The 25976-nt window shown below is 73.6% G+C and carries 18 protein-coding genes; 9 read left to right on the forward strand and 9 right to left on the reverse strand.

Annotated features, from left to right (window positions below; all coding sequences use genetic code 11):
* Positions 1–73: 73 nt before the first annotated feature.
* Entirely contained in the window at positions 74–1633 is a 1560-nt protein-coding gene (locus tag AGRA3207_RS28310) for a gamma-glutamyltransferase (protein ID WP_231330065.1), read from the reverse strand.
* Positions 1634–2143: 510 nt separating this feature from the next.
* On the opposite strand from AGRA3207_RS28310, the gene AGRA3207_RS28315 reads away from it, so the two are divergent.
* Positions 2144–3439, forward strand: coding sequence for an amidase (locus AGRA3207_RS28315; protein WP_231330066.1), 1296 nt, complete (start codon positions 2144–2146; stop codon positions 3437–3439).
* On the opposite strand, the gene AGRA3207_RS28320 is transcribed toward AGRA3207_RS28315, so the two are convergent.
* From AGRA3207_RS28320 to AGRA3207_RS28340, 5 genes are all read right to left on the reverse strand, one after another.
* A complete protein-coding gene (locus AGRA3207_RS28320) occupies positions 3436–5052 on the reverse strand; it encodes a toprim domain-containing protein (protein ID WP_231330067.1) in 1617 nt (538 codons plus the stop codon). The two genes, AGRA3207_RS28315 and AGRA3207_RS28320, sit on opposite strands and share 4 nt — an antisense overlap.
* 91 nt (positions 5053–5143) lie before the next feature.
* Positions 5144–7837: an AAA family ATPase gene (locus AGRA3207_RS28325; RefSeq protein WP_231330069.1), complete on the reverse strand. Its 2694-nt coding sequence runs from the start codon at positions 7835–7837 to the stop codon at positions 5144–5146.
* Between the two features lie 137 nt (positions 7838–7974).
* Entirely contained in the window at positions 7975–8193 is a 219-nt protein-coding gene (locus tag AGRA3207_RS28330) for a hypothetical protein (RefSeq protein WP_231330071.1), read from the reverse strand.
* A gap of 62 nt (positions 8194–8255) precedes the next feature.
* Complete coding sequence (locus AGRA3207_RS28335; RefSeq protein WP_231330073.1) at positions 8256–9284, reverse strand: magnesium transporter CorA family protein; 1029 nt, start codon at positions 9282–9284, stop codon at positions 8256–8258.
* Positions 9285–9319: 35 nt separating this feature from the next.
* Positions 9320–10318 (reverse strand): LacI family DNA-binding transcriptional regulator, encoded by a 999-nt coding sequence (locus tag AGRA3207_RS28340; protein ID WP_231330074.1) that lies wholly within the window; start codon positions 10316–10318, stop codon positions 9320–9322.
* 111 nt (positions 10319–10429) lie between these two features.
* Between AGRA3207_RS28340 and AGRA3207_RS28345 the strand changes: the two genes are divergently transcribed.
* Positions 10430–11617 carry an MFS transporter gene (locus AGRA3207_RS28345; RefSeq protein ID WP_231330075.1) on the forward strand — a complete coding sequence of 396 codons (1188 nt, stop codon included), beginning with the start codon at positions 10430–10432 and terminating at the stop codon, positions 11615–11617.
* A gap of 24 nt (positions 11618–11641) precedes the next feature.
* On the opposite strand, the gene AGRA3207_RS28350 is transcribed toward AGRA3207_RS28345, so the two are convergent.
* A complete protein-coding gene (locus AGRA3207_RS28350) occupies positions 11642–13339 on the reverse strand; it encodes a dolichyl-phosphate-mannose--protein mannosyltransferase (RefSeq protein WP_231330077.1) in 1698 nt (565 codons plus the stop codon).
* A 68-nt stretch (positions 13340–13407) separates the two neighbouring features.
* On the opposite strand from AGRA3207_RS28350, the gene rsmI reads away from it, so the two are divergent.
* Positions 13408–14241 (forward strand): 16S rRNA (cytidine(1402)-2'-O)-methyltransferase, encoded by an 834-nt coding sequence (rsmI, locus tag AGRA3207_RS28355; protein ID WP_231336414.1) that lies wholly within the window; start codon positions 13408–13410, stop codon positions 14239–14241.
* A 112-nt stretch (positions 14242–14353) separates the two neighbouring features.
* On the forward strand, positions 14354–14656 hold the full coding sequence (locus AGRA3207_RS28360) for a DUF1062 domain-containing protein (RefSeq protein ID WP_231330078.1): 303 nt from the start codon (positions 14354–14356) through the stop codon (positions 14654–14656).
* 21 nt (positions 14657–14677) lie between these two features.
* On the opposite strand, the gene AGRA3207_RS28365 is transcribed toward AGRA3207_RS28360, so the two are convergent.
* The gene (locus AGRA3207_RS28365; RefSeq protein ID WP_231330079.1) at positions 14678–16525 is read right to left on the reverse strand and encodes a hypothetical protein; all 1848 of its coding nucleotides are present in this window, start codon (positions 16523–16525) and stop codon (positions 14678–14680) included.
* Positions 16526–16836: 311 nt separating this feature from the next.
* Between AGRA3207_RS28365 and AGRA3207_RS28370 the strand changes: the two genes are divergently transcribed.
* On the forward strand, positions 16837–18174 hold the full coding sequence (locus AGRA3207_RS28370; RefSeq protein WP_231330081.1) for a glycosyltransferase family 2 protein: 1338 nt from the start codon (positions 16837–16839) through the stop codon (positions 18172–18174).
* A 183-nt stretch (positions 18175–18357) separates the two neighbouring features.
* The gene (locus AGRA3207_RS28375; protein WP_231330082.1) at positions 18358–20181 is read left to right on the forward strand and encodes a hypothetical protein; all 1824 of its coding nucleotides are present in this window, start codon (positions 18358–18360) and stop codon (positions 20179–20181) included.
* Positions 20182–20277: 96 nt separating this feature from the next.
* Here the strand turns inward: AGRA3207_RS28375 and AGRA3207_RS28380 are convergent, their stop codons facing one another.
* A complete protein-coding gene (locus AGRA3207_RS28380) occupies positions 20278–21891 on the reverse strand; it encodes an ArnT family glycosyltransferase (protein ID WP_231330083.1) in 1614 nt (537 codons plus the stop codon).
* Between the two features lie 225 nt (positions 21892–22116).
* Between AGRA3207_RS28380 and metG the strand changes: the two genes are divergently transcribed.
* The 3 genes from metG (at position 22117) to AGRA3207_RS28395 (ending at position 25971) form a co-directional block, all read left to right on the forward strand.
* On the forward strand, positions 22117–23910 hold the full coding sequence (gene metG, locus AGRA3207_RS28385; RefSeq protein ID WP_231330084.1) for a methionine--tRNA ligase: 1794 nt from the start codon (positions 22117–22119) through the stop codon (positions 23908–23910).
* A complete protein-coding gene (locus tag AGRA3207_RS28390; RefSeq protein ID WP_231330085.1) occupies positions 23907–24734 on the forward strand; it encodes a TatD family hydrolase in 828 nt (275 codons plus the stop codon). The genes metG and AGRA3207_RS28390 overlap by 4 nt, the downstream gene beginning before the upstream one ends.
* A gap of 427 nt (positions 24735–25161) precedes the next feature.
* Positions 25162–25971, forward strand: a complete 810-nt coding sequence (locus AGRA3207_RS28395; RefSeq protein WP_231330086.1) for a transglycosylase family protein — start codon at positions 25162–25164, stop codon at positions 25969–25971.
* Positions 25972–25976: the final 5 nt, after the last annotated feature.

Below are 25976 nucleotides of genomic sequence, written 5' to 3' on the forward strand. Positions count from 1 at the left end.
TCTCGTGCCCTGGATGTGTGCCCGGTGGGTGCGCCCGCGCACCGCCCGGAGATCACGTCCCCCCGATCGGGCTTCAGTAACCGAGGGCGGCGCTGTGCGGGGTGCGGGGCTCGGCGGCGCCGCGGAGGCCGGTCCCGTCCGGCGCGACCTCGATGAACTGGGCCTCGCCGAACTCGTCGTCCTCGGTCGCGGCGCGCACGAGGTGGCCGTAACCGGGCAGCTCCCCGGTCCAGGCGGCAGGGGCGCCGTCCTCCAGGTCGAGCCGGATCGGGGCGCGGCCCCGCCAGGTCTCGAACCGCCCGAGGCCGGTCGCGAGCCGCCAGCGCGGGGCGGCGAGCGCCGCGTCCGGCGAGGCGCCGTGGCGCAGCACCCGCACCAGCAGCTGCATGAGGATCTGCGGCTGGATGTCGCCGCCGGTGGTCCCGAGGACGGCGCGCAGCGCACCGTCCGGCCGGGTGACCAGCACCGGGACGAGCGTGTGCGGCGGGCGGCGGCGCGGCCCGTACTCGGCGGGGGAGCCCGGCGCCAGCCCGAAGGAGATGCCGCGGCTGTGCAGGTTGATGCCGGTGCGGGGCTCGAACAGCAGGGAGCCGAGGCCGTTGGCGTTGGACTGGAGCAGCGAGACGCCCGTGCCCCGCTCGTCCACCGCGCACACGACGGTGGTGTCGGCGGACACGATCGTGCCGCGGCGCCGCCAGTGCCGGACGGGGTCGATCGCGGAGCGCAGCGAGCGGATCCGGTCCGGGTGGACGAGCGCCTCGCCCTCGGCGTCCTCGTGGAGCACCTCCGCGCGGTCCCCGGCGGCGGCGAGGGCCGACTCGGCGAGCAGGTGCGCCCAGGCGGGGTCGTCCGGGGAGCCGGGCAGCCCGAGGCCCTCGGCGAGCGCGAGCCCGAGGAGCAGGACGTAGCCCTGCGAGTTCGGCCCGGCCGTCCACACGTCGTGCCCGAACGCGCGCAGGCCGAGCGGCCGCCGCCACTCCGCGTCCGGCTCGGCGAGGTCGGAGGCGCGGTAGAGGCCGCGGCCGAGGGTGCGCAGCCCGCGGCCGAACTCGCCCTGGTAGAAGCCGGCGCGCCCCTCGTCCACGATGGCGCGCAGGGCGCGGGCGGCGCCGGGGCGCGCCACGACCCCGGCGGGACGGTCGGCCCACGCGGGCCGCCACGCGCCGGGCGCGCCCGCCGCGGACGCGACGGCGGCGACCAGGCCGGGCGTGGCGGCGAAGCCCCGCTCGGCGTGCAGGACGGCGGACCGCAGCACCTCCGCGAGCGGCAGCCTCCCGTACCGGCCGTGCAGCGCGAGCCACCCGTCCACGCAGCCGGGGACCGGGACCGAGCGGATGTCGTGCCGGATGGGCATCCGCAGGTGCCCCTCGCTTCGCAGGATCTCGGGATCGGCGCCCGAACCCGTCCGGCCGGAGGCGTTCATCACCTCGGGCGGGCCCGGGCCCGCCTGCACGATCGCGAACAGGTCACCGCCCATGCCGCCGCGCTGCGGCGCGACGACCGCGAGGACGGCGCCCGCGGCGACCGCCGCGTCCACGGCGGAGCCGCCGGCGCGCAGGATCGCGAGCCCGGCGGAGGACGCGCGGTGGTCGGCCGAGCAGATCATCGCCCGGTCGGCGGCGGTCGTCGTCACGGGAGCCTCCGGGTGCCCTCACGGCGTGCGCCTGGGCGCACACCGCCCCGGCGGCCCGGCACGGGAGCGGGGGAGGGCGGCGTCCGCTGCGCCGCGCCGGTCGGCCGGCGTCTTCCGGCGCGTCCACGCCCTAGACAGTACTGGCCTGGGGGCGAGGAGGCCACGGCGGCGGGCGCGCGCCTTCTACCGCGCCGCCGCGGCCTCGTCTCCCCACCCCGGGGTGCGGATCTCCCGGTGCGGGGGCGGCGGCCAGGCGGCCCCCGCCCCGCCCCCAAGCGCACCGGTGGGAGCACCTCCACAAGGTGCGATGAAGCTTGCCGCGTACTCGCGCGTAGACCGGCCGGACCGGGACGGCGGTCGACGAACGGTCCGCGGCCTGCGGTGAGCGGACGGTGACCGGACGATCACGGCGGCGCGGCGCGCGCGGACCCGTCCTGCGGGGGCGGGTGAGCCGGGGGGCACCGGTCTGCGATGCTACGCAGACGTGCGGAACACCTGATAGGAGGCGGTATGGCGGGATTCTTTGCGGGACGGACGATCGCGGACCTCGGTGCCGGCCTGCGCTCGGGCACCGAGACGGCGGCCGGGCTGCTCGCGCGCGCACTGGAGTCGGTCGATCCGTCGCTCAACGCGTTCGTGACCCTGGATCCCGAGGGCGCGGAGGCCGCCGCCCGCCGCGCCGACGGCGAGCTCGCGTCCGGCGCCGACCGCGGCCCGCTGCACGGCGTCCCGGTCGCGGTGAAGGACATCATCGACGTCGCCGGCCTGCCCACCGGCATGGGCTCGGCGCACTTCGCCGGGAACGTGGCCGAGCGCGACGCGGCGGTGGTGACGCGGCTGCGCGCCGCCGGGGCCGTGATCGTCGGCAAGACCGGCACGCACGAGTTCGCGTACGGGGGCGGCGGCGACGTCTCGGCGGACGGGCCGTGCCGCAACCCGCACGACCCCACGCGGATGTCGGGCGGGTCGTCCAGCGGCAGCGCGGTCGCGGTCGCCGCGGGCATGGTGCCGTTCGCGATCGGCACCGACACGGGCGGCTCGGTGCGCATCCCGGCCGCGTTCTGCGGGATCAGCGGGTTCAAGCCGCACTTCGGCGCGATCCCCACCGGCGGCGTGTTCCCGCTGTCGACGTCGTTCGACCACGTGGGCGTGCTCGCCGCGACCCCCGCCGACTGCCGGACCGCCTACCGCGCGCTCGCCGACCTCCCCGCGCCGAGGGGCGCCTCGTCCGGCGGGCGGGCGGCCTGGATCGAGCCCTACGCGATCGACCCCGAGGTGGAGCGGACGGTCCGCGCGCTGTTCCCGGACGCGCCGTCCGAGACGGTGGACCTGCGGGCGCTGCGGCGGATCTTCGCGGCGATCCAGGACAGCGAGGCGTACGAGGTCCACGCGGAGCGCGTCGCCAGGGCGCCGGGGCTGTACCAGCCGCCGACCCTGGAGCGGCTGGAGCGCGCAGGGCGCACGCCCGGATGGAGCTACGTGCGCGCGTCCCGCGAGCGCGAGGACATCCGGGCGGAGGTCGCCGGGCTCCTGGACCGCTACGACCTGCTCGTCCTGCCGACCATGCCGCTCACCGCGCCGCCCATCGGGGCGACCGACAGCGCGTTCGGGCCGCTCACGCCGTTGCTGATCGCCCTGACCTGCGCGTGGAACGTCCTCGGGCTGCCCGCGCTGAGCGTCCCGGCGGGGACGGTCGGCGGGCTTCCGGTCGGCGCGCAGCTCGTCACCAGGGCCGGGTCCGAGGACCTCCTCTTCGAGGCGGCCGGGCGCCTCGCCTCCGGGGGCGTCCTGCCCGCGGGGGGCTAACCGGAGGCGGCCGCGTCGATCAGCGCCTCGGTGATCAGCGCGGCGGGGACCGACGCGCGGGCCGCGATCCGGACCGCCTGGCGTGCCGCCCCGGACGGCCGGGCGGTGACGGCCGCCGCGGCGGCGCGGATCGCGGCGAGCCGTTCCTCGGCGGTCGTGAGGCCGCCCCCGGCCCGGTCCATGGCGGCGTCCACGACCAGGTCCATCAGCGGCGTGCCGGCGGCCAGGGCGCGGCGGACGGCGGCGCGGCCCCCGTCCCGCAGCAGGTCGGCGGGGTCGCGGCCGGGTGGCAGGGCCGCCAGATCCAGCGGCCCGCCGACGCCCGCGAGCGTCTCCCAGGCCCGGATCGCCCCTGAACGTCCCGCCGTGTCGCCGTCCAGTGCCACCAGCACGCCGGTCACCCCGAGGTCGGCGATGCCGCCGAGCGCGCCGACCTGGGCGCCGGTGAGGGAGAGCCCGCAGGTCGCGACGGGCGCGTGCCCGGCCGGATCGGCGAGCGCCACCGCGACGGCGTCCAGCGGCCCCTCGACCAGGACCGGGCGGGCACCCGCCGCCAGCGCGCCGCGCGCCTCGTGCAGCCCGAAGAGCAGTTCCGACTTGTGGAACAGGTCGGTGCCGGGCCCGTTGAGGTACTTCGGGCCGTCCCCGCCGTCGGGACGGCGGCCGATGAACCCGGCCACCGCGCCGTCCGGGGTGCGGATCGGGAACATCGCGCGGTCCCGGAACGTGTCGAAGAGCCGCCCGTCGCCGGACCTGCGCGCCAGTCCGGCGGCCACGACGTCCTCGTCTGCGTGGCCGAGGCCGCGCAGGTGGCCGGTCAGCGCCGCGGGGCCCGGCGGCGCCCAGCCGATCCGCCAGCGCCGCTGGGCGCCCCTGGGGAAACCGCGTCCCGCCAGGTAGGCGGGGACCCAGCTCCCGGCGAGCCGCGCGCGGAAGAACCGGTGCGCGGCGGCCATCACCCCGCCGGCGGACGGGTCCAGGGCGGTCTCGTACACGCGCCTGCCCAGGCGCAGGATCCGGTCGCCGGTCTCGGCCCCCGCCCAGAAGGCGTTGACCGGGAAGACCGGAGGACGCGGTTCCAGCCCGAGCCACGCCAGCACCAGGAAGGCCGCCGAGTCGGCCTCGATCCGGTCCGCGCCGTGGCGCTCGCGGAGCGCCGCCGACAGCTCGCCGACCCGGTCTGAGGGGAGTCCAAGGGGTGAGACGCGGGCGGGCGGCGGCAGGGGGAGCCCGTCCGTCTGGGCCACGTCGAAGACCGCGCGGAGACCGCCCGGCGGGGAGAGCAGGCGGATGCCCGTCTCACCCCTGCGGACCTGGCGGCCGACGGCGCGCCACTCCTCGTACGAGCGGACGTCGGTCGCGGCCCGCCACTGGGCGGCGATCAGCAGCGTGTCGGTGTACCCGTACCGGCGGCCATGCAGGACGGCGCGTTCCAGCCACCACTCCCAGGGGCGCGTGCCGTCGCGCAGGCGGGCGGTCTCCCTGTCGGCGATCCCGCTCAGCACCCCTGGCAGCCGCCGCCTGTCCTCGTCCGGAGTGCGCGGCCGGTGCGCCCGGTGCGGCGCGTCCGGCGCGTCCTGCGCCCTGGAGTTACCCGGCACGGTCGCGTCCACGGCAGCCTCCTCACAGCGGCGGGGAAGCCACCAGGGTCATACCCCTCCCGGCGCCAGAGGTAGCCATCCGCGCGGCCATGACCGTATGCCGCTACAGATAGAGACCGAAGAACTCCTCCGGGTGCTCCAGCAGCGGCGGGAGGTCCTCGGCGGTGAGCGTGATGAGCTCCTTCTTGGACGGGCCCTTCGGGGGCTTGGCGCCCTTGCCCGCGTCGCGCCTGGCGGTGACGGCGGCGGACGCCACCCGGTCGGCCTGGTTCGCGACCGCCACGTCCAGCATGTTGCGCATCAGGCGGCCGTTGCCGAAGGAGGGGCCGCGGGGCGCGCGGCGCAGCATCGCGAGCAGCACGTCCTCGGTGCCCTCGGCGAGGCGGAAGCCGTCCGCGGCGGCGAGCTGCCCGAACACGGTGATCAGCTCGTCGTCGGTGTAGTCGGGGAAGTGCAGCTGCTTCGGGAACCGCGAGTCCAGCCCGGGGTTGGCGAGGAGGAACTCCGCCATCTCCTGCTGGTACCCGGCGACGATCACCACGAGGTCGTCGCGGTGGTCCTCCATCAGCTTGACCAGCTCGGCGATGGCCTCGTGGCCGTAGTCGCCCTTGAGCGGCGACTGCGTCAGCGTGTACGCCTCGTCGATGAACAGGACGCCGCCGATCGCCCGCTCCACCAGCCTGCGGGTGCGCGGCGCCGTCTGCCCGATGTACTCGCCGACGAGATGGGCGCGGGACGCCTCGACCAGGTGCCCGGACGACAGCACCCCGAGCCGCTTGTAGATGCGGCCGAGCAGTCGCGCCACCATCGTCTTGCCCGTCCCCGGGTTGCCGGTGAACACCATGTGCCGGGTCGGCGGGGTGATGGACAGGCCGGACTCGGTGCGCAGCCGCGCCGCGTGCGTGCCCGCGACCAGCAGCGCGATCTCGTGCTTGACCGTCTCCAGCCCGGTGAGGTCGCGCAGTTCGGCGAGCGGGTTGCCGGTGGACCGGGACGTGTCGAGCGTGCCCGGGACGTCCTGCTTGCGGGCGACGGCCTCCGCGCCCGCCGGGGTCCTCGCGCGGACGGAGGCGACCACCTGCTCGGCCAGGTAGGGCGCCAGGCGGGCGTTGCGGAGCGTCTGCATCGGCGGTGTGGCCGCCAGCAGCGCACCCGCCGCGTCGAGCGCCTGCCGCGTGCCGCGGACGCCGTGCCGGTCCAGCGCCCGGCGGAACAGCTCGGCGTGCCCGGCGGCGTCGAACGGGCGGGTCCGCGCGATCCGGAACCGCTGCGGCAGGACGGGGTTGATCTCGCGGATCCGCTCGTCCCCGCCCGCGTCGCACAGCGCCACGACCTGCAGGTCGGCGTGGACGGCCAGCAGCCGGTGCAGCTCGGCGGCCAGCGCCTCGCCGTTGCCGGGGTCGGCGACGATGCCGTCCAGGCCCTCGATGATCAGCAGCCGGTCGCCGGCGCAGTCGCGGGCGTCGGCGTGCAGCTTGGCGACCGCGTCCGAGAGCCGCTGCCCGGCGAGCAGGTTGTCGGTGACCCACAGCGGGTCGCGGCCGAGCGCGAGCGCCTTGCCGAGCTCCTGCGCCGCGTCCCGCTTGCCGGTGCCGTCGGGCCCGGCGATCAGCAGCCGGACGGGGTCCTTGCCGCGGGTCAGCTCGTCCAGCGCGAGGGTGACGTCGGGCTGGCCGATGAGCGAGGTCTCCAGCTCCGGCCGGGGCTTCGGCTCGCCCTGCGCGCCCGCCGGCACCTTCAGCGACTCGGTCAGCGGGTTCACGACGCGGCGGCGCGGCGCGTACAGGCGGCGCAGGTCGGTCTGGAACTGCCCCACCGGGATCCACTCCGCCTTCGGGAACCACGGGTCGCCCGGCAGCCCCTGGACGATCGCGACGAACCGCATCGCCATGTCCAGCCAGGCCCGGCAGGCGTCCGCCGCGCCCGACACCAGCGCCCGGACCAGCCACGCCCGCGTCTGCTCCTGCCAGGCACCGGCCTTGAAGCCGCGGCGCTCCCCGGCGAACCGCTGCTGCAGCTCGCGGTACCGGTCCTCGCCGAGCGCGGCGGCCAGCTCCGCGGGGACGCTGTCCAGGCTGCCCTGCAGGAGGAGCTGGATCAGGTGCGACTCGACCGTCTCCTCGCGGGGCGCCACGTCCACCAGGTGCGCGTACGCGGCGATCAGCCCCGCGCACACCCACTCCAGGTAGCCGACCGGGCCGAGCAGCTCGGGGACGGCGGCGACGGCGGCGTCGTCGGCGTGCGCGTGCCAGTGCTCGCGCAGCTCCATCTTGGGCAGGTTCACATCGCACGCGGGCGGGTCGTCGTACAGCCGCAGCAGCGCCTTGCGCCGCTCGTCCAGCGGCTCGATGCCCTCCAGGACGGCGAGGCACTCGCGGGCCAGCTCGATCGCCGGCTCCCGGTCGGGCGCCTCGATCAGCCAGTCCACCGGGGGCCGCCACCGGCCGCCCGGCGCGTCCCACCGCGTCATGCGGGTGCTGAGCGGCCCCGGGTTCACCAGGTGGCGGTGCAGCAGCCGCTCCGGCAGCTGCGACCACGAGCCCGCCTTGATCGCGCCGCCGCCCGGCAGGAACGCCAGGATGCCGAAGATCTCCGCCGTGACGAGGGAGGCGGGCAGGGTCAGCAGCTTGTGCTCGTCGGTCGTCAGGTCCGCGGCCCTCGGATCGGCGGCCAGCGCGTCGATCCGGGACGCGATCTCCTCGAACAGACCGTCCGGGACGCGCCACGGTCCGTACGAGTAGACGTCGAGCACCGGCTCGTCGGTGAGCAGTAGCTCCAGATGCTCCGGCAGCCGCAACGAATTCTCCCCAAGAGTGATCAAAGCAGAGGTACAGCCTACGTTTCCGGAGTGGGTGCTGGTTTAGCGGTCAGGCGCATCTCGGGTATTGGGACTGGCTTGTTAAGCATCCGGCCGGATACGGCCGGTGACGGGCATCACATGGGCCTCGCGGGACGCCCCGCGGCCATCATCGGCGCCGCCTCGTCGCGTCCGCCGTCCACGTCGGCGGCGTGCAGGAAACCGGTCACGCCGGCGTCGTGGAACGCCGCCTCGATCAGCTCCACCACGCCGGCGTTCGTGCGATCGCCTGTGCGGGCGCGCGTGCGTATGCCTGTGCTGCTGCGCGTGCTCCTGCCCGTCTGCGCGCCGATCACCGCGTCCTTCCTCCGGGACCTGTGAGACGGGCCCTCCAGACGGCTTCACGGACGGCGGGTGATCACAGCCAGTCGCGCCACTTGAAGATCACGTAGAGGCCGACGCTGCACACGATGATGACGATCGTGCTGACCACGAAGCCGTCATGCTCGGAGAAGCCCGGGTAGGGCACGTTCTGCCCGTAGAAGCCGGTCACGGCGGTCGGCACGGCGATGATCGCCGCCCAGCTGGTGACCTTCTTCATCACCTCGTTCATCCGGTTGCCCTGGAGCGCCAGCCGCGTGTCCAGCAGGTTGGCGACCAGGTCGCGCAGGCCGTCGGTCCACTCGCCGACACGCAGCGTGTGGTCGTAGACGTCCTGGAAGTAGGGTGCCAGGGAGGGGGCGACGAGCCGCAGGTCCCGGCGCAGCAGCGTGTTCACCACCTCGCGCATCGGCAGCGCGACCCGCCGCAGCGCGACCAGGTTCTTGCGCAGCCGATAGCTCCGCCGCTGGATCTCCTTGACCGGGAAGACGTCGTCGAACACCAGCGCCTCCACCTCGTCCGCCTCGTCGTCCAGCGACTGGACGGCGTCGAGCTGGAGGTCCACGACCAGGTCGAGCAGCCCGTACAGCAGGAACCCGGCACCGGTCTCGCCGATGTCGGGGCTCTCGTCCCACCGGTGGATGAGGGCGTCGACGTCGAACCCGCAGTCCTGCCGCACGGTGACCAGCGCCCGCTCGGTGAGGAACGCCGACACCTCGTGCAGGACGAGGTCGCCGCCGTCCACGCGGGGGACGTAGACGTTGAGGAACGCGTACCGGTCATAGCGGTCGATCTTCGCCCGCTCGTGCCGGGACACGGCGTCCTCCACCGCGAGGTGGTCGAGCCCCAGCTCCTCACTGATCACGCGCAGGTCCGCGGGCCCGGGGCCGCACAGGTCGAGCCACACCACGACGCCGGGGCGTTCCAGGTAGTCGCTGACCTCCGCGACCGGGAACCCCTCGGCCTGGACCTTCCCGTCCCGCCAGGCCCGCGTCCGGGGCGGGGCGCTGCCGATCCGGTTCCCGGGGTGCTGATCGATGTCGGTCTCGGACGGATGCGATGCCATGCGCCCCCTATACCCTCTTCACCCGTTTTCTTGACCTACCGGTGCGCCGGGGCGGCCGTCGAGCCCCGGACCTTCAGGACGCCGGGGAGGACGCGGCGGGGCGGGCGCCGGCCGTCCAGCAGCTCCAGGAGCGTCTCCATGCCGCGCGCCCCCATCTCCTCGGCGGGCACGGCGACGGTGGTCAGCTCCGGCTCCAGCGCCGTCGCCAGCAGGACGTCGTCGAAGCCGGTGACCGACAGGTCGGACGGCACCTCCAGGCCGAGCGCCCGTGCCGCCTTGTAGGCCCCCGCGGCGATCAGGTCGTCGTCGCAGACCAGGACGGTCGGCGGGTCGGGGCTCGTCAGCAGGCGCGCCGCCGCGGCCTTGGCCGAGCCGACCTCGATCGCGCAGGTGGCGCGGGACAGCGAGCCGCCCGGCAGCGCGCGGATCCCCTCGGTGAGCGCGCGGGCGCGGGCGCGGAACGTCCACTGGTCGACGCCCGCGGCGACATGCCCGACGCGGCGGTGGCCGAGCCCGGACAGGTGCGCGACGACCGCCCGCATCCCGTCCTCGACGTCGAACCCCACGGTCGGGACGGAGCCGGACGGGTCGCTGTCGAGCATCACCGCGGGCGTGCCGCGGAACCCGGCGAGCGCGTCCACCGCCATCGACGAGGCGAGGATCCCGTCGATCGCCTCGTGCGGCGCGGCGAACGGGCTGTCGGCCGGGCCCGCGTCGTCCGGCCAGACGTAGGCGACGACGCCGAAGCCGTGCCGGGCCGCGACGCGGACCGCGCCGGTGTAGACGGGCCCGAAGAACGGCGCGGTCAGGGTCGGCACCACGAGCATCACGGTGCGGGTGGTGCCGAGGCGCAGGCTCCGCGCCGCCTGGTTCGGCCGGTAGCCGAGCCGCTCGGCGGCGTCGTGGACGCTCCGCGCGGTCGCGGGCGACACCCGTCCCGTCCACTTCCCGCCCAGGACGAGGGAGACGGTGGACTGCGAGACCCCGGCCTCGTGTGCCACGTCCTTGCTGGTGGGACGGCTCGTCGCCGGCACCTGCGCCTCCCCGCGGAATGACGGAACGGGAAACAGACTAGAGCCGGAAGGCCGTCGGGTGATACGTATGATGGCGCGGGTAATACGTATGACTTCACGGGGGGCGGACGGATGCGCGCCTATGCCGGGTTCCTGCGGCGGCCCTACGCGGGACGGCTCCTCGTCGGCACCCTGCTCGGGCGCCTGCCGAACGGGATGGGCATGCTCGCCGTCGTCCTGCACGTGCGGGCGGACGGCGGCGGCTACCCCCTGGCCGGCACCCTCGCCGCGCTGCTCGGCCTGTCGATGGCCGCCGGGCAGCCCGTCCTCGGCCGCGCCATGGACAGGTACGGGCAGACCCGCGTCCTCCTGCCCGCCGCGCTCGCCTCCGCCGCCGGGTTCGCGGCGCTCGCGGCCGTCGGCGCGGACCCGCTTCCGCTGTCCGCCGGCGCGGTGCTCCTCGCCGGGTCCGCCACCCCGCCGCTGGAGGCCGGGCTCCGGGCGCTCTGGCCGGACGTCCTGGACGGCCCCGCGCAGGTGGACGCCGCGTACGCGCTCGACGCCGCCGCGCAGGAGATCCTGTTCACCGTCGGACCGCTGCTCGTCGTCGCCGCCGCGGCGGCCGGAACCGATACGGCGCTGCTGCTCACCGGCCTCCTCGGGATCGCCGGGACGCTGGTCGTCGCGCTGTCGGAGCCCTCGCTGCGGTGGCGGGGCCGGCCGCGCGCCTCCGACTGGGCCGGGCCGCTGCGCTCCCCGGGGCTGCGCGTCCTGCTGGCCTCCCTCGCCTGCGCGGGCATCGCGCTCGGCGTGTACGCGGTGGCCGTCGTCGCCTACGCCGAGCGGCTCGACTCCGGTGTCGCGTCCGGGCTGCTGCTGGCCGCCATGTCCGGCGGCGCCCTCGCCGGCGGGATCGTCTACGGCGCCCGGCCCTGGTCGGGGGAGCCGCACCGCAGGCTGCCGTGGCTGCTCGCCGCGCTCGCCGCCGGGTACCTCCCGCTCGTCCTCGTGCCGGGCCTCACCGCCATGTCGGTGCTCGCCTTCATCAGCGGCGTGTTCCTCGCGCCGGTGCTGGCCTGCAGCTTCACCCTCGTCGACCGGCTCGCGCCGAGCGGCACCGTCACCGAGGCGTTCGCGTGGGTGGTCGCCGCGGTCGGCGCCGGCGGCTCGCTGGGCTCCGCCGTGTCCGGGCTCGGCCAGGACGTCGCGGGAGTCTCCGGGGCCTTCGCCGGGGCCGGGGCCGGGGGCCTCCTGGCGCTCCTGCTCTGCCTGGCGGGCGCCCGGACGTTGCGTCCCGCCCCGCCGCCCGCCTGGGCCTGACGGCCCTCCGGCGGTGCCGGGCCGTCAGATCCAGGTGCCGAACCAGATCCGCGCGTGCCAGTCGTCGTAGGACAGGGTCTGCGCCGCCAGGATCGGATAGAAGTAGGCGAAGTTGGCCAGCACCACCAGCAGGAACGCCCCCGCGGCGGCCGCCCCGACGACGCGGCGCATCCCCGCGGCGGGCGGCGGCGGACGGACGGCGGACGCCCCGCCGCCGGGCCCGTACTCGTCGAAGGCGTAGCCGTACCCGTCGTCGGCCGACGCCGCCCGGGGGACGGACGGCGCGTGCGCGCCCACCGCGGCGGCGGGCGCGGGCCCGACCAGGTAGCCGAGCACCAGGACGATCCCCAGCACCATGAACGGGATCATCGGCGTCGCGTAGAACAGGAACATCGTGCGGTCCGCGAAGGCCGAGGGGAACCAGGTCAGCCAGCCCGCGAGGAAGCCGACCAGGATCGCGCCCGCCCGCCAGTCGCGCAGGACCAGCCAGATGAACAGGACGCCGATGAGCGCGGCGAGCGCCCCCCACCACAGCGCGGGCGTGCCGATGCCGAGGATCTCGCGGGAGCAGCGCGCGGCTCCGCAGCCGCCCTTGGGCTCGGTGTAGAAGAACGCGACGGGACGGCGCAGGATCGGCCAGTCCCACGGCCACGACTGGTAGGGGTGCTTGGCGTCCAGCCCGGTGTGGAAGTGCCACATCTCCTTGTGGTAGTGCCACAGCTTCGGCATCGCCTCGAACGGCCGCCACAGCGGGTTCCCGGACGCCTCGCCGCGCCCCCACCCGCCGGGCTTGAAGATCCACCCCCACCAGGACGCGAGGTAGGCGGCGAGCGCCACCACGACGAGCTGCACGAACGCGGGCCCGGCCTCCAGCAGCAGGGTGCCGGTCAGCGGCCTGCGGACGGCGGCGGCGCGGCGGGCGCCGTAGTCCCACAGCACCACCATGAGCCCGAACGCGGCGATGTAGAACACGCCCGTCCACTTGGTCGCGCAGGCGAGGCCGAGGCACACGCCCGCGCCATACCGCCAGCCGTGCGCGAGGAACGGGCCGTTCCGGCCTCGCGCGGCCAGGGACCCGGCCTCGATCTTCTCGGCGAGGACGCGGCGGGAGCGCTCCCGGTCGTTCACCAGGCAGGCGAAACCGGCGAGGACCCAGAACATCACGAAGATGTCCAGCAGCGCGGCGCGGCTGGTGACGAACTGGAGGCCGTCCAGCGCCAGCAGCAGCCCGGCGGCGCATCCGAGGAGCGTCGAGCCCGTCATCCGGCGCGCGACCCGGCACAGGATCAGCACCGACAGCGTCCCGACCAGAGCGGGCATGAAACGCCAGCCGAATGGCGTGGCGCCGAACATCCACTCACCGATCGCGATCATCCACTTGCCCATCGGGGGGTGCGCCACGAACGACGGCCCGTCCGACCAGATGTCCGCGTGCCTGTCGGCGATGAGCAGCTTGTCGGCGTTGTCGACGGTGTTGTGCTCCCAGCCGAACTTCCACAGCGCCAGCGCGTCCTTGGCGTAGTACGTCTCGTCGAAGACCACCGCCTTCGGCGAGCCCAGCCGGTAGAACCGCAGGTAGCCCGCGAACGCCGTGACCAGCAGCGGCCCCAGCCAGCCGAGGAGCGCGCTGCCGGGGATCACCGGCGCGAGCCACTCGCGGAGGGTGGGCGCCCGCCGCCGCGGCGCGGTCGCCGGGGCGGTCGCCAGATCCGTCGTCGCCATCCTGCAATCGTAGGGGTGCTCTCGCGGGGCACGCCTGGAACGGGCACGGATGGGACAATGACGGCGTGATGGGGACCTTGCTGCTGGGGGCGGCGCCGATCGGACGGCCCGAGGACGCGTCGGAGCGGCTCCGGGCGGCGCTGGCGTCCGCGCCGGTGATCGCCGCCGAGGACACCCGGCGCCTGCGGCGGCTGGCGGGCGACCTGGGCGTGGAGCTGTCCGCGCGGGTGGTGTCGTACTACGACCAGAACGAGCGGGCCCGCGCCGCCGAGCTGCTGGAGGACCTGCTGTCCGGGCGGGACGTCCTGGTGATCACCGACGCGGGCATGCCGGGCGTGTCGGACCCGGGATACCGGCTGGTCCGCGCCGCAGTCGAGGAGGGCGTGCCCGTCTCGGTGCTGCCGGGGCCGTCCGCCGTCACGACCGCGCTGGTGGTGTCGGGGCTGCCCACCGACCGGTTCTGCTTCGAGGGCTTCCCGCCGCGCAGGCCGGGGGAGCGGGCCCGGCGGCTGGACGCGCTGGCCCGCGAGCCCCGCACGATGGTGTTCTTCGAGGCGCCCCACCGGCTGGAGGCCACCCTCACCGCCATGGCGGGCGCGTTCGGCGCGGGACGGCCGGCCGCCGTCTGCCGCGAGCTGACCAAGACCTACGAGGAGGTCCGCCGGGGGCCGCTCGGCGATCTCGCGGCGTGGGCGCGGGACGGGGTGCGCGGCGAGATCACGCTCGTGGTCGGCGGCGCGCCCGAGCCCGAGGGGCTGTCCGACCCGTCCGACCTGGCCGCCGCCGTGGCCGTCCGGGAGGACGCGGGGACCCCCCGGAAACAGGCGATCCAGGAGATCGCGCGGGAGAACGGCCTGCCGAAGCGCGTCGTCTACGACGCCGTCGTCGGGGCCAGGAAATAATCACTTCCGCAGAGCGGTCCAACCCACGCAATACGGGGAATAACGCGTCCAGCGTCACGTTCGGCGTGACCACGGGATGAGCGCGCACCCGCGTCGCGAGGGGGTGACGGCCGTGCACGACGCATGGTCGAGTCACGAAGTATGGGTCTACGAATGCGAAGCATGCGGGACGACCTGGAACGAGAAGTTCAAGGTCCGCCACTATGACGATGGGCATGGCGGCGAGGCCACGGTGTACGAGCGGGGCGGGCAGCGGTGCATGACCCCCTGGTTCGACCACGTGTGCCCCCGGTGCCAGAGCCAGAACGTCAAGGTGTTCTCGACGCCGCTCGGCAGGCATACCGAGGTGCCCGTGGCCCGCGACGGCAGTGACATCGCGATGGTCTTCCACCTCCGCCGCCTCCACGCCTGGTGACGCCGGGCCGTCCCGCGCCGCTCAGGCCGGGGCGTCCTCCGCCGCAGGGGAACCCGCGTCAGCAGTGCTCGGCGCAGGGGACCCCGTGGTGACGGATGCCGTGGTGGCGGACCCCGTGGTGGCGGACCCCGTGGTGACGGACGCCGTGGTGGCGGACCCCGTAATGGCCGACACCGTGCTGCGGTCGCTGCGCCGTGCCGTGAGGCGGCGGGCGCGGCGCAGCAGCACGGCGGCGCCGTTGCGGGTCTCCGGCGTGAAGGCCATCCCCGCCGCCAGCGCCGCCAGCGGCACCGCCGGCAGGACGTAGCGGTAGTCGAACTCGGCGGTCGCCGCGGGCGCCAGGAGCAGGCCGGTCGCGAGCGTCCACGGCAGGAGCGCCGCGCCGCCGAGCCGCCGCCACAGCGCGACCATCCCGGCGAGGCCGATCAGCAGGATGCCGCCGAGCATCGTGCCGCGCAGGTAGAAATGGTCCTGATAGCCGCGGATGACACCGGCGAACGGCTCGACGACCTGGGTGCGGGCGTCGCCGTCCTCGTAGGCGTGCGCCTCGCCCGACGCGGTGGAGTCGGCGTCCATGTGCCAGTCGGGAAGGGGCGTCCCGGTCTTGCGGAACTCGTACTGCCGGTAGGTGGCCTCGTCCGGGAAGACGGTCCGCTCCCACCGGAACACCTTGAAGAAGTCGTGTGCGACGACACGCAGGTAGTCGACGGGCTGCGCGACGATCGCGCGCTTGGCGAAGTCGTTGCCGAGCGCGTTGTTCTCGGGGCTGAACCGCTTGCCGGTGTAGCGGTTGAGGGGGGAGCGCGCGTTCCAGATGCCGTCCTGGGAGTTCGGCAGCCGGTTCGCGGGCTCGGTGCAGAGCGGGTACTCGCTCACGGGCAGGTCGTGCATCTTGTGGCAGTCGGCGAACTTGTAGACCCGCGCGTACAGGAAGATGCCGTTGCTCTCGGTGATCGCGAACTTGCCGCTGTCGGCCTTGTACCAGCCCATGTAGGCCAGGACGGGCAGCATGCACGCGACGAGCGTCACCGCCATGAGCCGCCAGCCGGCCCGCCGGATGAGCATGTACGCGAGCACGCCGAGCAGGACGGGCATGCCGACCGACCGGGTCAGCCACGCGACGCCGACGATGAGGCCCACCGACGCGGCGACCTTCCAGGTCGGGCGGTCGCGCCACAGCAGCAGCGTGACCGCGCACATCACCAGGAAGGTGAACATCGTGTCGGACAGCACCAGCTCCTCAAGCTGGATCTGGTAGCCGTCCAGCAGCACCGGCGCGGCGGCGGCCGCCGCGCCCCAGCCGGGCAGGCCGAACCTGCGGCGCAGCAGCGCGTAGATCATCACGCCCATCCCCAGGCCCATCAGGTGCTGGACGAGGACGACGAGCGCGAAGCTGTGGAACGGCTTCAGCGCCAGCAGCAGGAACGAGTAGCCGTCGGGGCGCAGCGGGTGCGGGAACGGCTCCATCGCGACGTGCAGGTAGTCGAAGCTGTCGTTGAAGAACATCGCGGGCTGATAGCCGATCATCGCGATCAGCCGCAGCAGCGCCGCTGTGGCAATGATCACAGTGAAGGCGGGGTGCCGGCGGACCAGCGCCCACAGCCCGGCCGCGCGGCCGGGCCGTCCCTCGTCGCCGGACGAGGACGTCCCGTCCCCCGGCGACTCCCCGGAATCGGCGGCCGCGTCGGTGCCGGCGCCGGTGGCCGTCCCCGCGCCCGCCGCCGCGTCCGGGCCCGTGTCGACCCCGGTCGCGGAATCGGTGACGGTCATCGTGATCCCGGGCGTGTCGCCGGACGCGGCCTCGCCGGGCGCCGCCTCCCCGGGCGCGCTCTCGTCGAGCACGGTGCCGTGCGGCGATTCGCCCGCCACTACCGCACCTCCCCTTCGCTGTCCGGTGTACCGCCCTCTGGCAATGCAATTCCCGCGCGCGTCACAGCCGACCCAACCTTTCCGGGCCGCCGTGCCCGTATGCTTGACGTCCTAGCCTGCCGCCCGCGACCGTGGCGGGGATGGTTTTTCGGTTGCAAGTGAGCAACACGATACGGGCGCTCTTGTGGGGAGCGCCCGTCATCTCCCGTTCCCGGCAGGCATCATGAACGACGACGGGCCGCCCGGCGGAACACACGTGAGATTAGTGGATCACACCGCAGACGGTCACCAGGGGTAACGAAGGAGATCGCGTGGAACTCTCCGTAGTGATGCCATGCCTGAACGAGGCGGAGACGGTCGAGACGTGCGTCCGCAAGACGATCCGCTTCTTCGAGGACAGCGGCATCGACGGCGAGGTCGTCATCGCCGACAACGGCAGCACCGACGGCAGCCAGCAGCTCGCCCGGGACGCGGGCGCCCGGGTCGTCCCGGTGGTCGACAAGGGCTACGGCAACGCCCTCATGGGCGGCATCCGCGCCGCGCGGGGCCGTTACGTCGCGATGGGCGACGCCGACGACTCCTACGACTTCGCCACCCTCGGCCCGTTCCTGGACGAGCTGCGCGACGGCGCCGACCTCGTCATGGGCAACCGGTTCAAGGGCGGCATCGCCCCCGGCGCCATGCCGCCGCTGCACCGCTACCTCGGCAACCCGGTGCTGAGCTTCGTCGGGCGGCTGTTCTTCCGCAGCAAGATCGGTGACTTCCACTGCGGGCTCCGCGCGTTCAACAAGGAGTCGATCCTGCGGCTCGGCCTCCAGACCGGCGGCATGGAGTTCGCGAGCGAGATGGTCGTCAAGGCGACCCTGCAGAAGTACGACATCCGCGAGGTCCCGACCACGCTGTCGCCGGACGGCCGGTCCCGCGCCCCGCACCTGAACACCTGGCGGGACGGCTGGCGCCACCTGCGGTTCCTCATGCTCTACAGCCCGCGCTGGCTGTTCCTGATCCCCGGCCTGGTCTTCATGACGCTAGGGCTCGTCGCGGGCATCGCGCTGTCCACCGGGCCGGTCACGGTCGGCGAGGTCGCCTTCGACGTCGACACCCTCGTCGGGGCGTCCGCCGCGCTGGTGATCGGCTTCCAGGCCGTGCTGTTCGCGCTGCTCACCAAGGTGTACGCGATGCAGGAGGGGTTCCTGCCGCACGACCGGCGCGTCCAGAGGATCATCGACTGGTGGAGCCTGGAACGCGGCCTGCTGCTCGGCGGCCTGCTCGCGGTCGCGGGTCTCGGCGGTCTCGTCGCGTCGCTGCTGCACTGGCGCGTCAACAGCTTCGGCGAGCTGGACCCGCGGCACTCGCTGCGCATCGTCGTGCCCGCCGCGACCGCGCTGGTGATGAGCCTCCAGGCCATCTTCGCCTCGCTGTTCGTCAGCATCCTCGGCATCCGCCGCCGCCAGCACCCGCCGCTCACCGACCCGGCGGAGGAGGCCGCGGGCGTCGTCGACGCCGCTGCCCAGAAGGTCGCGGGTGAGCGCGAGGCCGCCACGCTGGAGGCGGCCGGTCCCGGTGCCACCGCCGCGTCCGCCAAGAAGGCCGTGAAGTCCGGAAAGCCGGGAAACTCCGCAAAGGCCGGGGACAGGTCCGACAGCTGAGGGCGGGCCGCTCCGCGCCGCCCGCGGCCGGGTCCATGAACGCGGCGGCGCGGAGCGTGCCGGTCGCCGAGAACTTCCTGAACGTTCCCGGCCCGCGGACGCCGCCCCGTCCGGACTGTGACAGGCTTGTACGGCAATGGATCTTCCTCCCCTGACCGCGCGCCTCCGGCGCGCAGGACGACCATGAGCACCGAGATCGAGCCCCTGCGGGCCGGAGCGGGCACCGCCCGCCCGCGGGCCGAGCCGTCCGGCACGGGCACCGTCCCGGCGCCGGCGCGCCGCGGCCGCTGGGTGTGGCTGTTCCTGCTCGGCTGGGTCCTCCAGGTCGCCGTACGGCTCTGGCTGGCGTCCGGGCAGACGATGCCGGTGGCGACGCCGGACGAGGCGGGCTACCTGTTCGCCGCCCGCGTCCTCACCGGCGGCCCCGACGCGGACCTGTCGTACGGGACGGTCTACCGCGGCGGCTACCCCCTTCTGCTGACCCCCGCCTTCTGGATCGGCGACGACCCGGTCACCGTCTACCGCTCCGCGCTGGTGATCAACGCGCTCGTCAGCGCGCTGATGCTGCCGCTGGCGTACCTGCTGCTGCGCGCGCTCCACGTGCGGCGGCGCTGGTCGTACGTGTTCGCGCACGTCACGGCGCTGCTGCCGGGCGTGCTGTTCTACTCCGAGTTCGTGCTGACCGACGCGGTCCTGCCGGTGGTGCTGCTCGGCTGGCTCCTGCTCGTCCACGCATGGCTGACCGCGCCGAACACGGCCCCGCCCCACCGCGTCACTCTGTACGGGGCGGGAGCGTCACTTCTCGTCGTGTTCGCCTACACCTCGCACACCCGCGGCGCCATCTTCCTCGTCGTGCACGGCGCGCTGCTGGCCGCCGCGGTGCTGTGCAAGTGGCGCCCCTGGCGCGCCGCCGCGTCCGCCGCACTGGTCGCCCTCGCGGGCACGTTCGCCGGGACGCTCCTCAACCACTCGCTGCTGCCGCACCTGTACCCGGCCGGTGACAACGACCTCAGCGGCAACCTCGCCCGCCGCCTCACCACCCAGGACGGCATGACCTGGACCCTGTCGCTCGGCACCGGCCAGGTCTGGTACCAGGCCGTCGCCACCGGCGGCCTCGCCGCGCTCGGCCTGGTCACCGTGGCCTTCGCGGCGGTCCGCCGGGGAACGCCCGCGCGGCTGCGCGCCCTCGCGCTCGGCCTCCTCGCGATCGTCGCGGGCATCGCGTTCGCCACATCGGCGGCGCTTCCGGTCGAGTACCGCATCGGCAACTACGTCTACGGCCGCTACCTCGCCTGCGTCACCCCGATCCTGGTCGCCGTCGGCGTCGCCGTGCTGCTGCGCGCCCCGCGGCGCATGCTGCCCCGGGCGGTGTGCTCGGCGGCCGTCCTGACCGTCCTCGCGGCCTGCGTCGTCCAGTGGTACGCGGGCGACCGGCTCAGCCGCTACACCTACACCCGCTACGACTTCCCCGAGACCTCGTTCCTGACCTGGGACTGGACGTCGTTCCGCCTTTGGCACGCGACGCTCGCGGGCCTCACCCTGCTCGGCCTGGCCGTCCTCTCGACGCAACTGCGCCGCCCCTCCCGCGAGGCGGGCCCCCTCGTCCTCGCCGGCCTCCTCGCGGCCGTCGCCCTCGCCACGGTCGTGACCGCGACCGACCGGATCGCCCGCCCGCTCGTCCGCGAGACGACCGCGCACACCGACCTGCGCGGCCGCGCCGACCTCCCGCACACCCGGTCCATCGCCCTCGACTGGAACGTCCCCTGGACGATCCGGCTGTCCCACTACTACTGGGCCTGGTGGAGCGACGGCAGCATCTTCGACGCCCGCTGGACGAAACCACCCCAGAACGTCGACATGGTCGTCCTGTCCTGGCCCAAGAACGTCCCCGCCACCGCCACCTGGCCAGGCGGCGCCCCCGACGGCTGGAAGGTCACCGACAGCCGCCGCACCCCAGAAGGCGACTGGGTCGCATGGATCGCACCCCCCGCGGCGTCAGGCGCCTAAGCGCCTCCCTTTCAAGTGCATCGCCCTCGGCGGTCGGGCCTTGGCGGCCCTTCCTTCAACGGGCGTTGCGCGATCGCTGTGTCGTGGGCCTTGCGGTTAGTCCGCGGCGCCGGGGGGTGGGTTCCAGAGTTGGAGGACGTTGTCGCTGGAGTGCCACATGAGCGTCCAGCCTTGGGCCGGGGCGGGGCGCCAGCCGGCGGCTATCGGGGATTCCTGGCCGCGCCAGCGGGTGAAGAGCATCGGGCCTTCGAGGGCGTTGCGGGGGATCTGAGGCATGTAGTGCGGGAAGTCGCGGATTTCGCCGTTCCAGATCGGGTCGCCCCACATGTCGCGGGTGTAGAACGTCAGCGTCTGCGCCAGGCGGCGGTCGGCGCAGATCAGCCGGATGTCGCCGTGATCGCCCAGGTAGCCGCGCAGCTCGTTCCAGGCCGTGTCGCGTGGAAGGTCGGGGACGGCGCGGACGGCGGACACCGCGTACGTCCCGCCGAGCGCCACCGCCAGGACGGGGGCGATCACCGTGCGGACGCGCAGGCGCCGGGCCAGGCCGTCCGGCAGCATCCGTGCCATCAGGATCAGTGACCCGAAACCGCCCGCGAGCAGCGCGGGGAGCACCGCGAACCAGTAGCGCGGCAGCCATGCGCGCAGCGAGATGCTGTTCGGGTCGAGGACCCCCGAGAGCACCGTCAGCGGCAGGGCGAGGGTGAAGAACCACACCAGGACGAGCGCCAGCCGCCGGTCGCGGGTGACGGCGCAGCCGACGGCCGTCAGCACCAGCAGCCCGACGAAGACCGTGCCCAGCGGCTGCCAGTCGTGCATCGCGCGCAGGAAGGAGCGCAGCGCCAGCTCCCTCGTCACGTAGTCGCGGGACTGGCCGCCGTGCTCGGCCGCCGACAGCAGGCCCGCCAGCGGGTCACCCCAGACCACCGCGTTGTGGACGAGGTTCACCGCGAGGACCGCGACCATCGGCACGCCGATCGTGATGTTGCGGCGCCACGGTATGCGCAGCAGCCACAGGTACACGGGGATCGGCAGGAACAGGAAGGCGAGGAACTCCCGGACCAGGAACGCCGATGCCATGAGCAGCCCGGCGGCGACCAGGTACCGGGTCTGGGCGCGTCCCGTCCGGCGGCCCGCGACGATCAGCGCCGCCATTCCGAGGGTGAAAAGCCCCGCTCCGGGCATGTCGGGCAGCATCACGCCGGTCGACCAGGTGATGTCGTGGCCGAACGGGTTGGTCATGGTGAAGAACGGGTTGATCAGCAGGACCAGCGCGGACGCCAGCCCCGCGAGGTCCCCGAACAGCGACCGGACGACCAGGTACGTCCCGGCGAAGAACGCGCAGCCCCCGAGCGCCGCGATCACGAAGTAGGCGGCCTGGCCGGGTCCGAGGACGTCCTGGACGAGCCGCGCGGGCAGCACCAGCCCGATCCGGGTCACCTGGTGCGGGACCTCGTCGAACGGCCACTGCGTGAGCGGGACGTCCGGCCAGTCGCGGGCGCCGAGCCACACGTAGTACGGGTCGAAGTACAGCGGCGGCGTCATGATCACCCACTGGGCGAGCACGGCGCAGGCCGCCACCAGCAGGGCCAGCCACACGGCGCGCCGCGTCCGCCGGACGCGCCGCAGCGCGCGGGCCAGCGGCCGGGGCGGCTCGTCCCGCCGGGTCGTCGGTTCCTTGACGGACGGCTCGCCGGCCGTGGTCTGGGCCATGCCTCGCTTCTGCCTCGCTAGGGTCCTGGTGCCGCCGGTCCCGCGGCGCCGGGGGGCTCTACGCCCGAAGTCCCGGTGCCGCCGGAACGCCGGACCAGGCTACTCGCGTCAGAGACCGCTCGGAGGCCCTGGTCGGGGATCCTCGGGAACCCTTCAGGGGCCAGGGTTATCCACAGGCGCGATAAACGTGCGGGCGAGGGGGCGGACGCGACTACCCTTGATTCCATGTCCTCGTCAAGCCGACACATCCTGGCCGCGCCCGCCTGGCCGTACGCCAACGGGCCCCGTCACATCGGGCACGTCTCCGGTTTCGCGCTGCCCGCCGACATGTTCAGCCGCTACCAGCGGATGGCGGGCAACCAGGTCCTGATGGTCAGCGGCACCGACGAGCACGGCACCCCCGTCCAGGTGCAGGCCGACAAGGAGGGCGTGACCGCCCGGGAACTCGCCGACCGGTACAACGCCGTGATCGCCGAGGACCTGCACGGCCTCGGCATGTCCTACGACCTGTTCACCCGGACCACGACCCGCAACCACTACGCGGTCGTCCAGGAGATCTTCAAGGGCCTGTACGACAACGGCTACATCTTCGCCAAGGCCACCATGGGCGCGATCTCGCCGTCCACCGGCCGGACCCTGCCCGACCGCTACATCGAGGGCACCTGCCCGATCTGCGGATACGACGGCGCGCGCGGCGACCAGTGCGACAACTGCGGCAACCAGCTCGACCCGATCGACCTGATCAACCCGGTGAGCCGGATCAACGGCGAGAAGCCCAAGTTCGTCGAGACCGAGCACCTGATGCTCGACCTGCCCGCCTTCACCGACGTCCTCGGCCGGTACCTGCGCGGCAAGCAGGGCGACTGGCGCCCGAACGTGCTGAAGTTCTCGCTGAACCTCCTGGACGACATGCAGCCCCGCGCGATCAGCCGCGACCTCGACTGGGGCGTGCCGATCCCGCTGGACGGCTGGCGCGAGAACCCGGCCAAGAAGCTCTACGTGTGGTTCGACGCGGTCATCGGCTACTTCTCGGCATCGGTGGAATGGGCGCGGCGGTCGGGTGACCCGGAGGCGTGGCGCGCCTGGTGGCAGGACCCCGACGCCCTGTCGTACTACTTCATGGGCAAGGACAACATCGTCTTCCACGCCGAGATCTGGCCGGCGATCCTGCTCGGCTACAGCGGCCAGGGCGACAAGGGCGGCACCCCCGGCTCGCTGGGCGCGCTCAACGTCCCGACCGAGGTGGTCTCGTCGGAGTTCCTCACGATGGAGGGCAAGAAGTTCTCCTCGTCCCGGCAGGTCGTCATCTACGTGAAGGACTTCCTGGAGCGCTACGACGTGGACGCGCTGCGCTACTACGTCGCGGTCGCCGGTCCCGAGAACCAGGACACCGACTTCACCTGGTCGGAGTTCGTCCGCCGCAACAACGACGAGCTGGTCGCGGCCTGGGGCAACCTGGTCAACCGGTCGGTGAACCTCGCGGCGAAGAACTTCGGCGCGATCCCCGGGCCCGGCGATCTCACCGACGCCGACCGGGCGCTGATGGAGCGCAGCCGCACCGCGTTCGCCGCGGTCGGCGCCGAGCTGGAGCGGTCACGGTTCAAGAACGCGATCACCGAGGCGCTCGACGTCGTCCGCGACGCGAACCGGTACCTGTCCGACCAGGCCCCCTGGAAGCTGAAGGACGACCCGGCCCGCGTCCAGTCGATCCTGCACACCACGCTCCAGGTCGTGGACGACGCCAAAACGCTGCTCACGCCGTTCCTGCCGAACTCGTCCCAGAAGGTGTACGAGATGCTCGGCGGCGACGGGGTGTGGAGCGGCATGCCGGAGCTGAAGACGGTGTCGGAGGAGGGCGGCCCGGACTACCGGATCCTGACCGGCGACTACGCCACGCAGGGCCGCTGGGAGTCCACGCCGATCAAGGCGGGCGTCCCGCTGGAGAAGCCGGTCCCGCTGTTCAAGAAGCTCGACACGTCCGTGGTGGACGAGGAACTCGCCCGCCTGGAGCAGCCGTGACCCGCGACCAGCAGGACGGGCAGGCCGCCCGTTCGTATCCGCCGCTGCCCGACCGGCTGCCCGTCGCGGTGTTCGACAGCCACTGCCATCTCGACATCGTCGGGACGCCGGTGGAGGAGCAGCTCGCGTCGGCGAAGGCGGCGGGGGTCACGCGGATCGTCACGATCGGCTGCGACCTGCCGTCCTCCCGGTTCGCGGTCGACACCGCCACCGAGTTCGACGACGTCTACGCCGCCGTGGCGATCCACCCGAACGAGACCACGCGGATCTCCGACGCCGTCCTGGACGACATCGCCGCGCTGGCCGCCCACCCTAAGGTCCGCGCCATCGGCGAGACCGGCCTGGACCACTACCGGGACTGGGCGCCCAAGACCGCCCAGGAGGAGTCGTTCCGCGGCCACATCGACATCGCCAAGCGCACCGGCAAGGCCCTCGTCATCCACGACCGCGAGGCGCACGACGACGTGCTCGCGATCCTCCTCGACGAGGGCGCACCCGACCGCGTCGTGTTCCACTGCTACTCCGGCGACGAGCGCATGGCGGAGATCTGCGCCGAGCGCGGCTACCTGATGAGCTTCGCCGGGAACGTGACGTTCAAGAACGCCGACCCCCTCCGCGCGGCCCTGCGCGCCGCGCCGCTCGACCTCGTCCTGGTCGAGACGGACGCGCCCTTCCTGACGCCGATCCCGCACCGGGGCAAGCCGAACGCCTCGTACCTGATCCCGCACACCGTCCGCGCAATGGCCGAGATCAAGGACGTGGACGTGACGGACCTCTGCACCGCCATAGCCGAAAACGGAGAACGCACCTTCGGCCCCTGGTAGCCCCATCGCCCCTGCGGGCTGTCCGCCCGACATCAGGGCTCAGAGCCTCTCAGCCGTTCAAGTCCCCGCGCCGCACACGAACCCCCGCGCGGGGCCCGGCCGCGAGAACAGGACAGAGAACGACCGCACGCGCTCTGCACCCGCAACCTGTCCGTTGCGCCGTGCCCGGCCACAGCCGACCGAATCCGGGGAGCGACCGAACGCGTTTCGAGCGTGGGCGCCATTCGTTGCTCGCAACGCTTGGCGGGCTGCCATCCTCGGGGTCGGTGTCGGACGTGGGGGCGTTGTGAGCTGGCGTGGGAGGCGGAAGTTTCGCCCCCCGAAGTGACCTTTGGGGGCGTTGAGGTGGCGGAGAACGGTTGGCTGGCCTACTCTCTGGCGCGGTGAGACGGGCGCCCCCCAGCCCGGCCGGCCTTGGAGGAGAACGGTGCGTCGAGCCCCCACGACCCCTGCGGTACCCGTCCTGCTGGCGACCGCGCTGCTCGCCGCGGCCTGCGGCGGGGGCGGCGGATCCGGCGCGCAGGGCAAGGCCGCGCCCGTCGCGGACGTTCCCCGGACGAGCGCCCCCGCCCCGGCCCCCCGCAAGATCGTCATCGTGGTCGACAAGAAGAAGACCGAGACGATGACGACGGGGACGACCGTCCAGCAGGTGCTCGACCAGGCGAAGATCCCGCTCGGCCCGCACGACCTCGTCGCGCCGCCGCGCGACCGGCCCGCCGGAGAGGTGATCAAGGTGGTGCGGCTGCTGTCGGCGCCGGTGACGAAGGTCGTGAAGGTGGCCGCGCCGACCGTCCGCAAGAAGAGCTCGTCGGTGGCCCCGTTCAGTGAGAAGGAGCTCCGCAAGGGCAGGCCGGGGCTGAAGATCGTGCAGACCGCCTATGTCCGCCGCAAGGGCAAGAAGGTCAAGACGGTCATCTCGGAGAAGGTCAAGCGCAAGCCCGTCGCGCGGATCCTCGCCGTCGGGCCGCAGTCGGCCGGTGGGGGCTCCGCGGCGCGGCTGAACTGGCAGGGCCTCGCCAAGTGCGAGTCCAATAACAACCCGAAGGCCGTGAACCCGGCCGGGTACTACGGGCTGTACCAGTTCTCGATGGCGTCGTGGGCGTCGGTCGGGGGGAAGGGCAGGCCGTCCGACGCGAGCGCGGGCGAGCAGACGTACCGGGCGCAGCTTCTTTACAACAAGGTCAACGGGCGTTGGCAGGGGCAGTGGCCCAACTGTGGACGCTTTTTGTTCTCGTAGGTTTG

The organism is Actinomadura graeca (assembly GCF_019175365.1).
In the GTDB taxonomy this organism is placed as follows: domain Bacteria; phylum Actinomycetota; class Actinomycetes; order Streptosporangiales; family Streptosporangiaceae; genus Spirillospora; species Spirillospora graeca.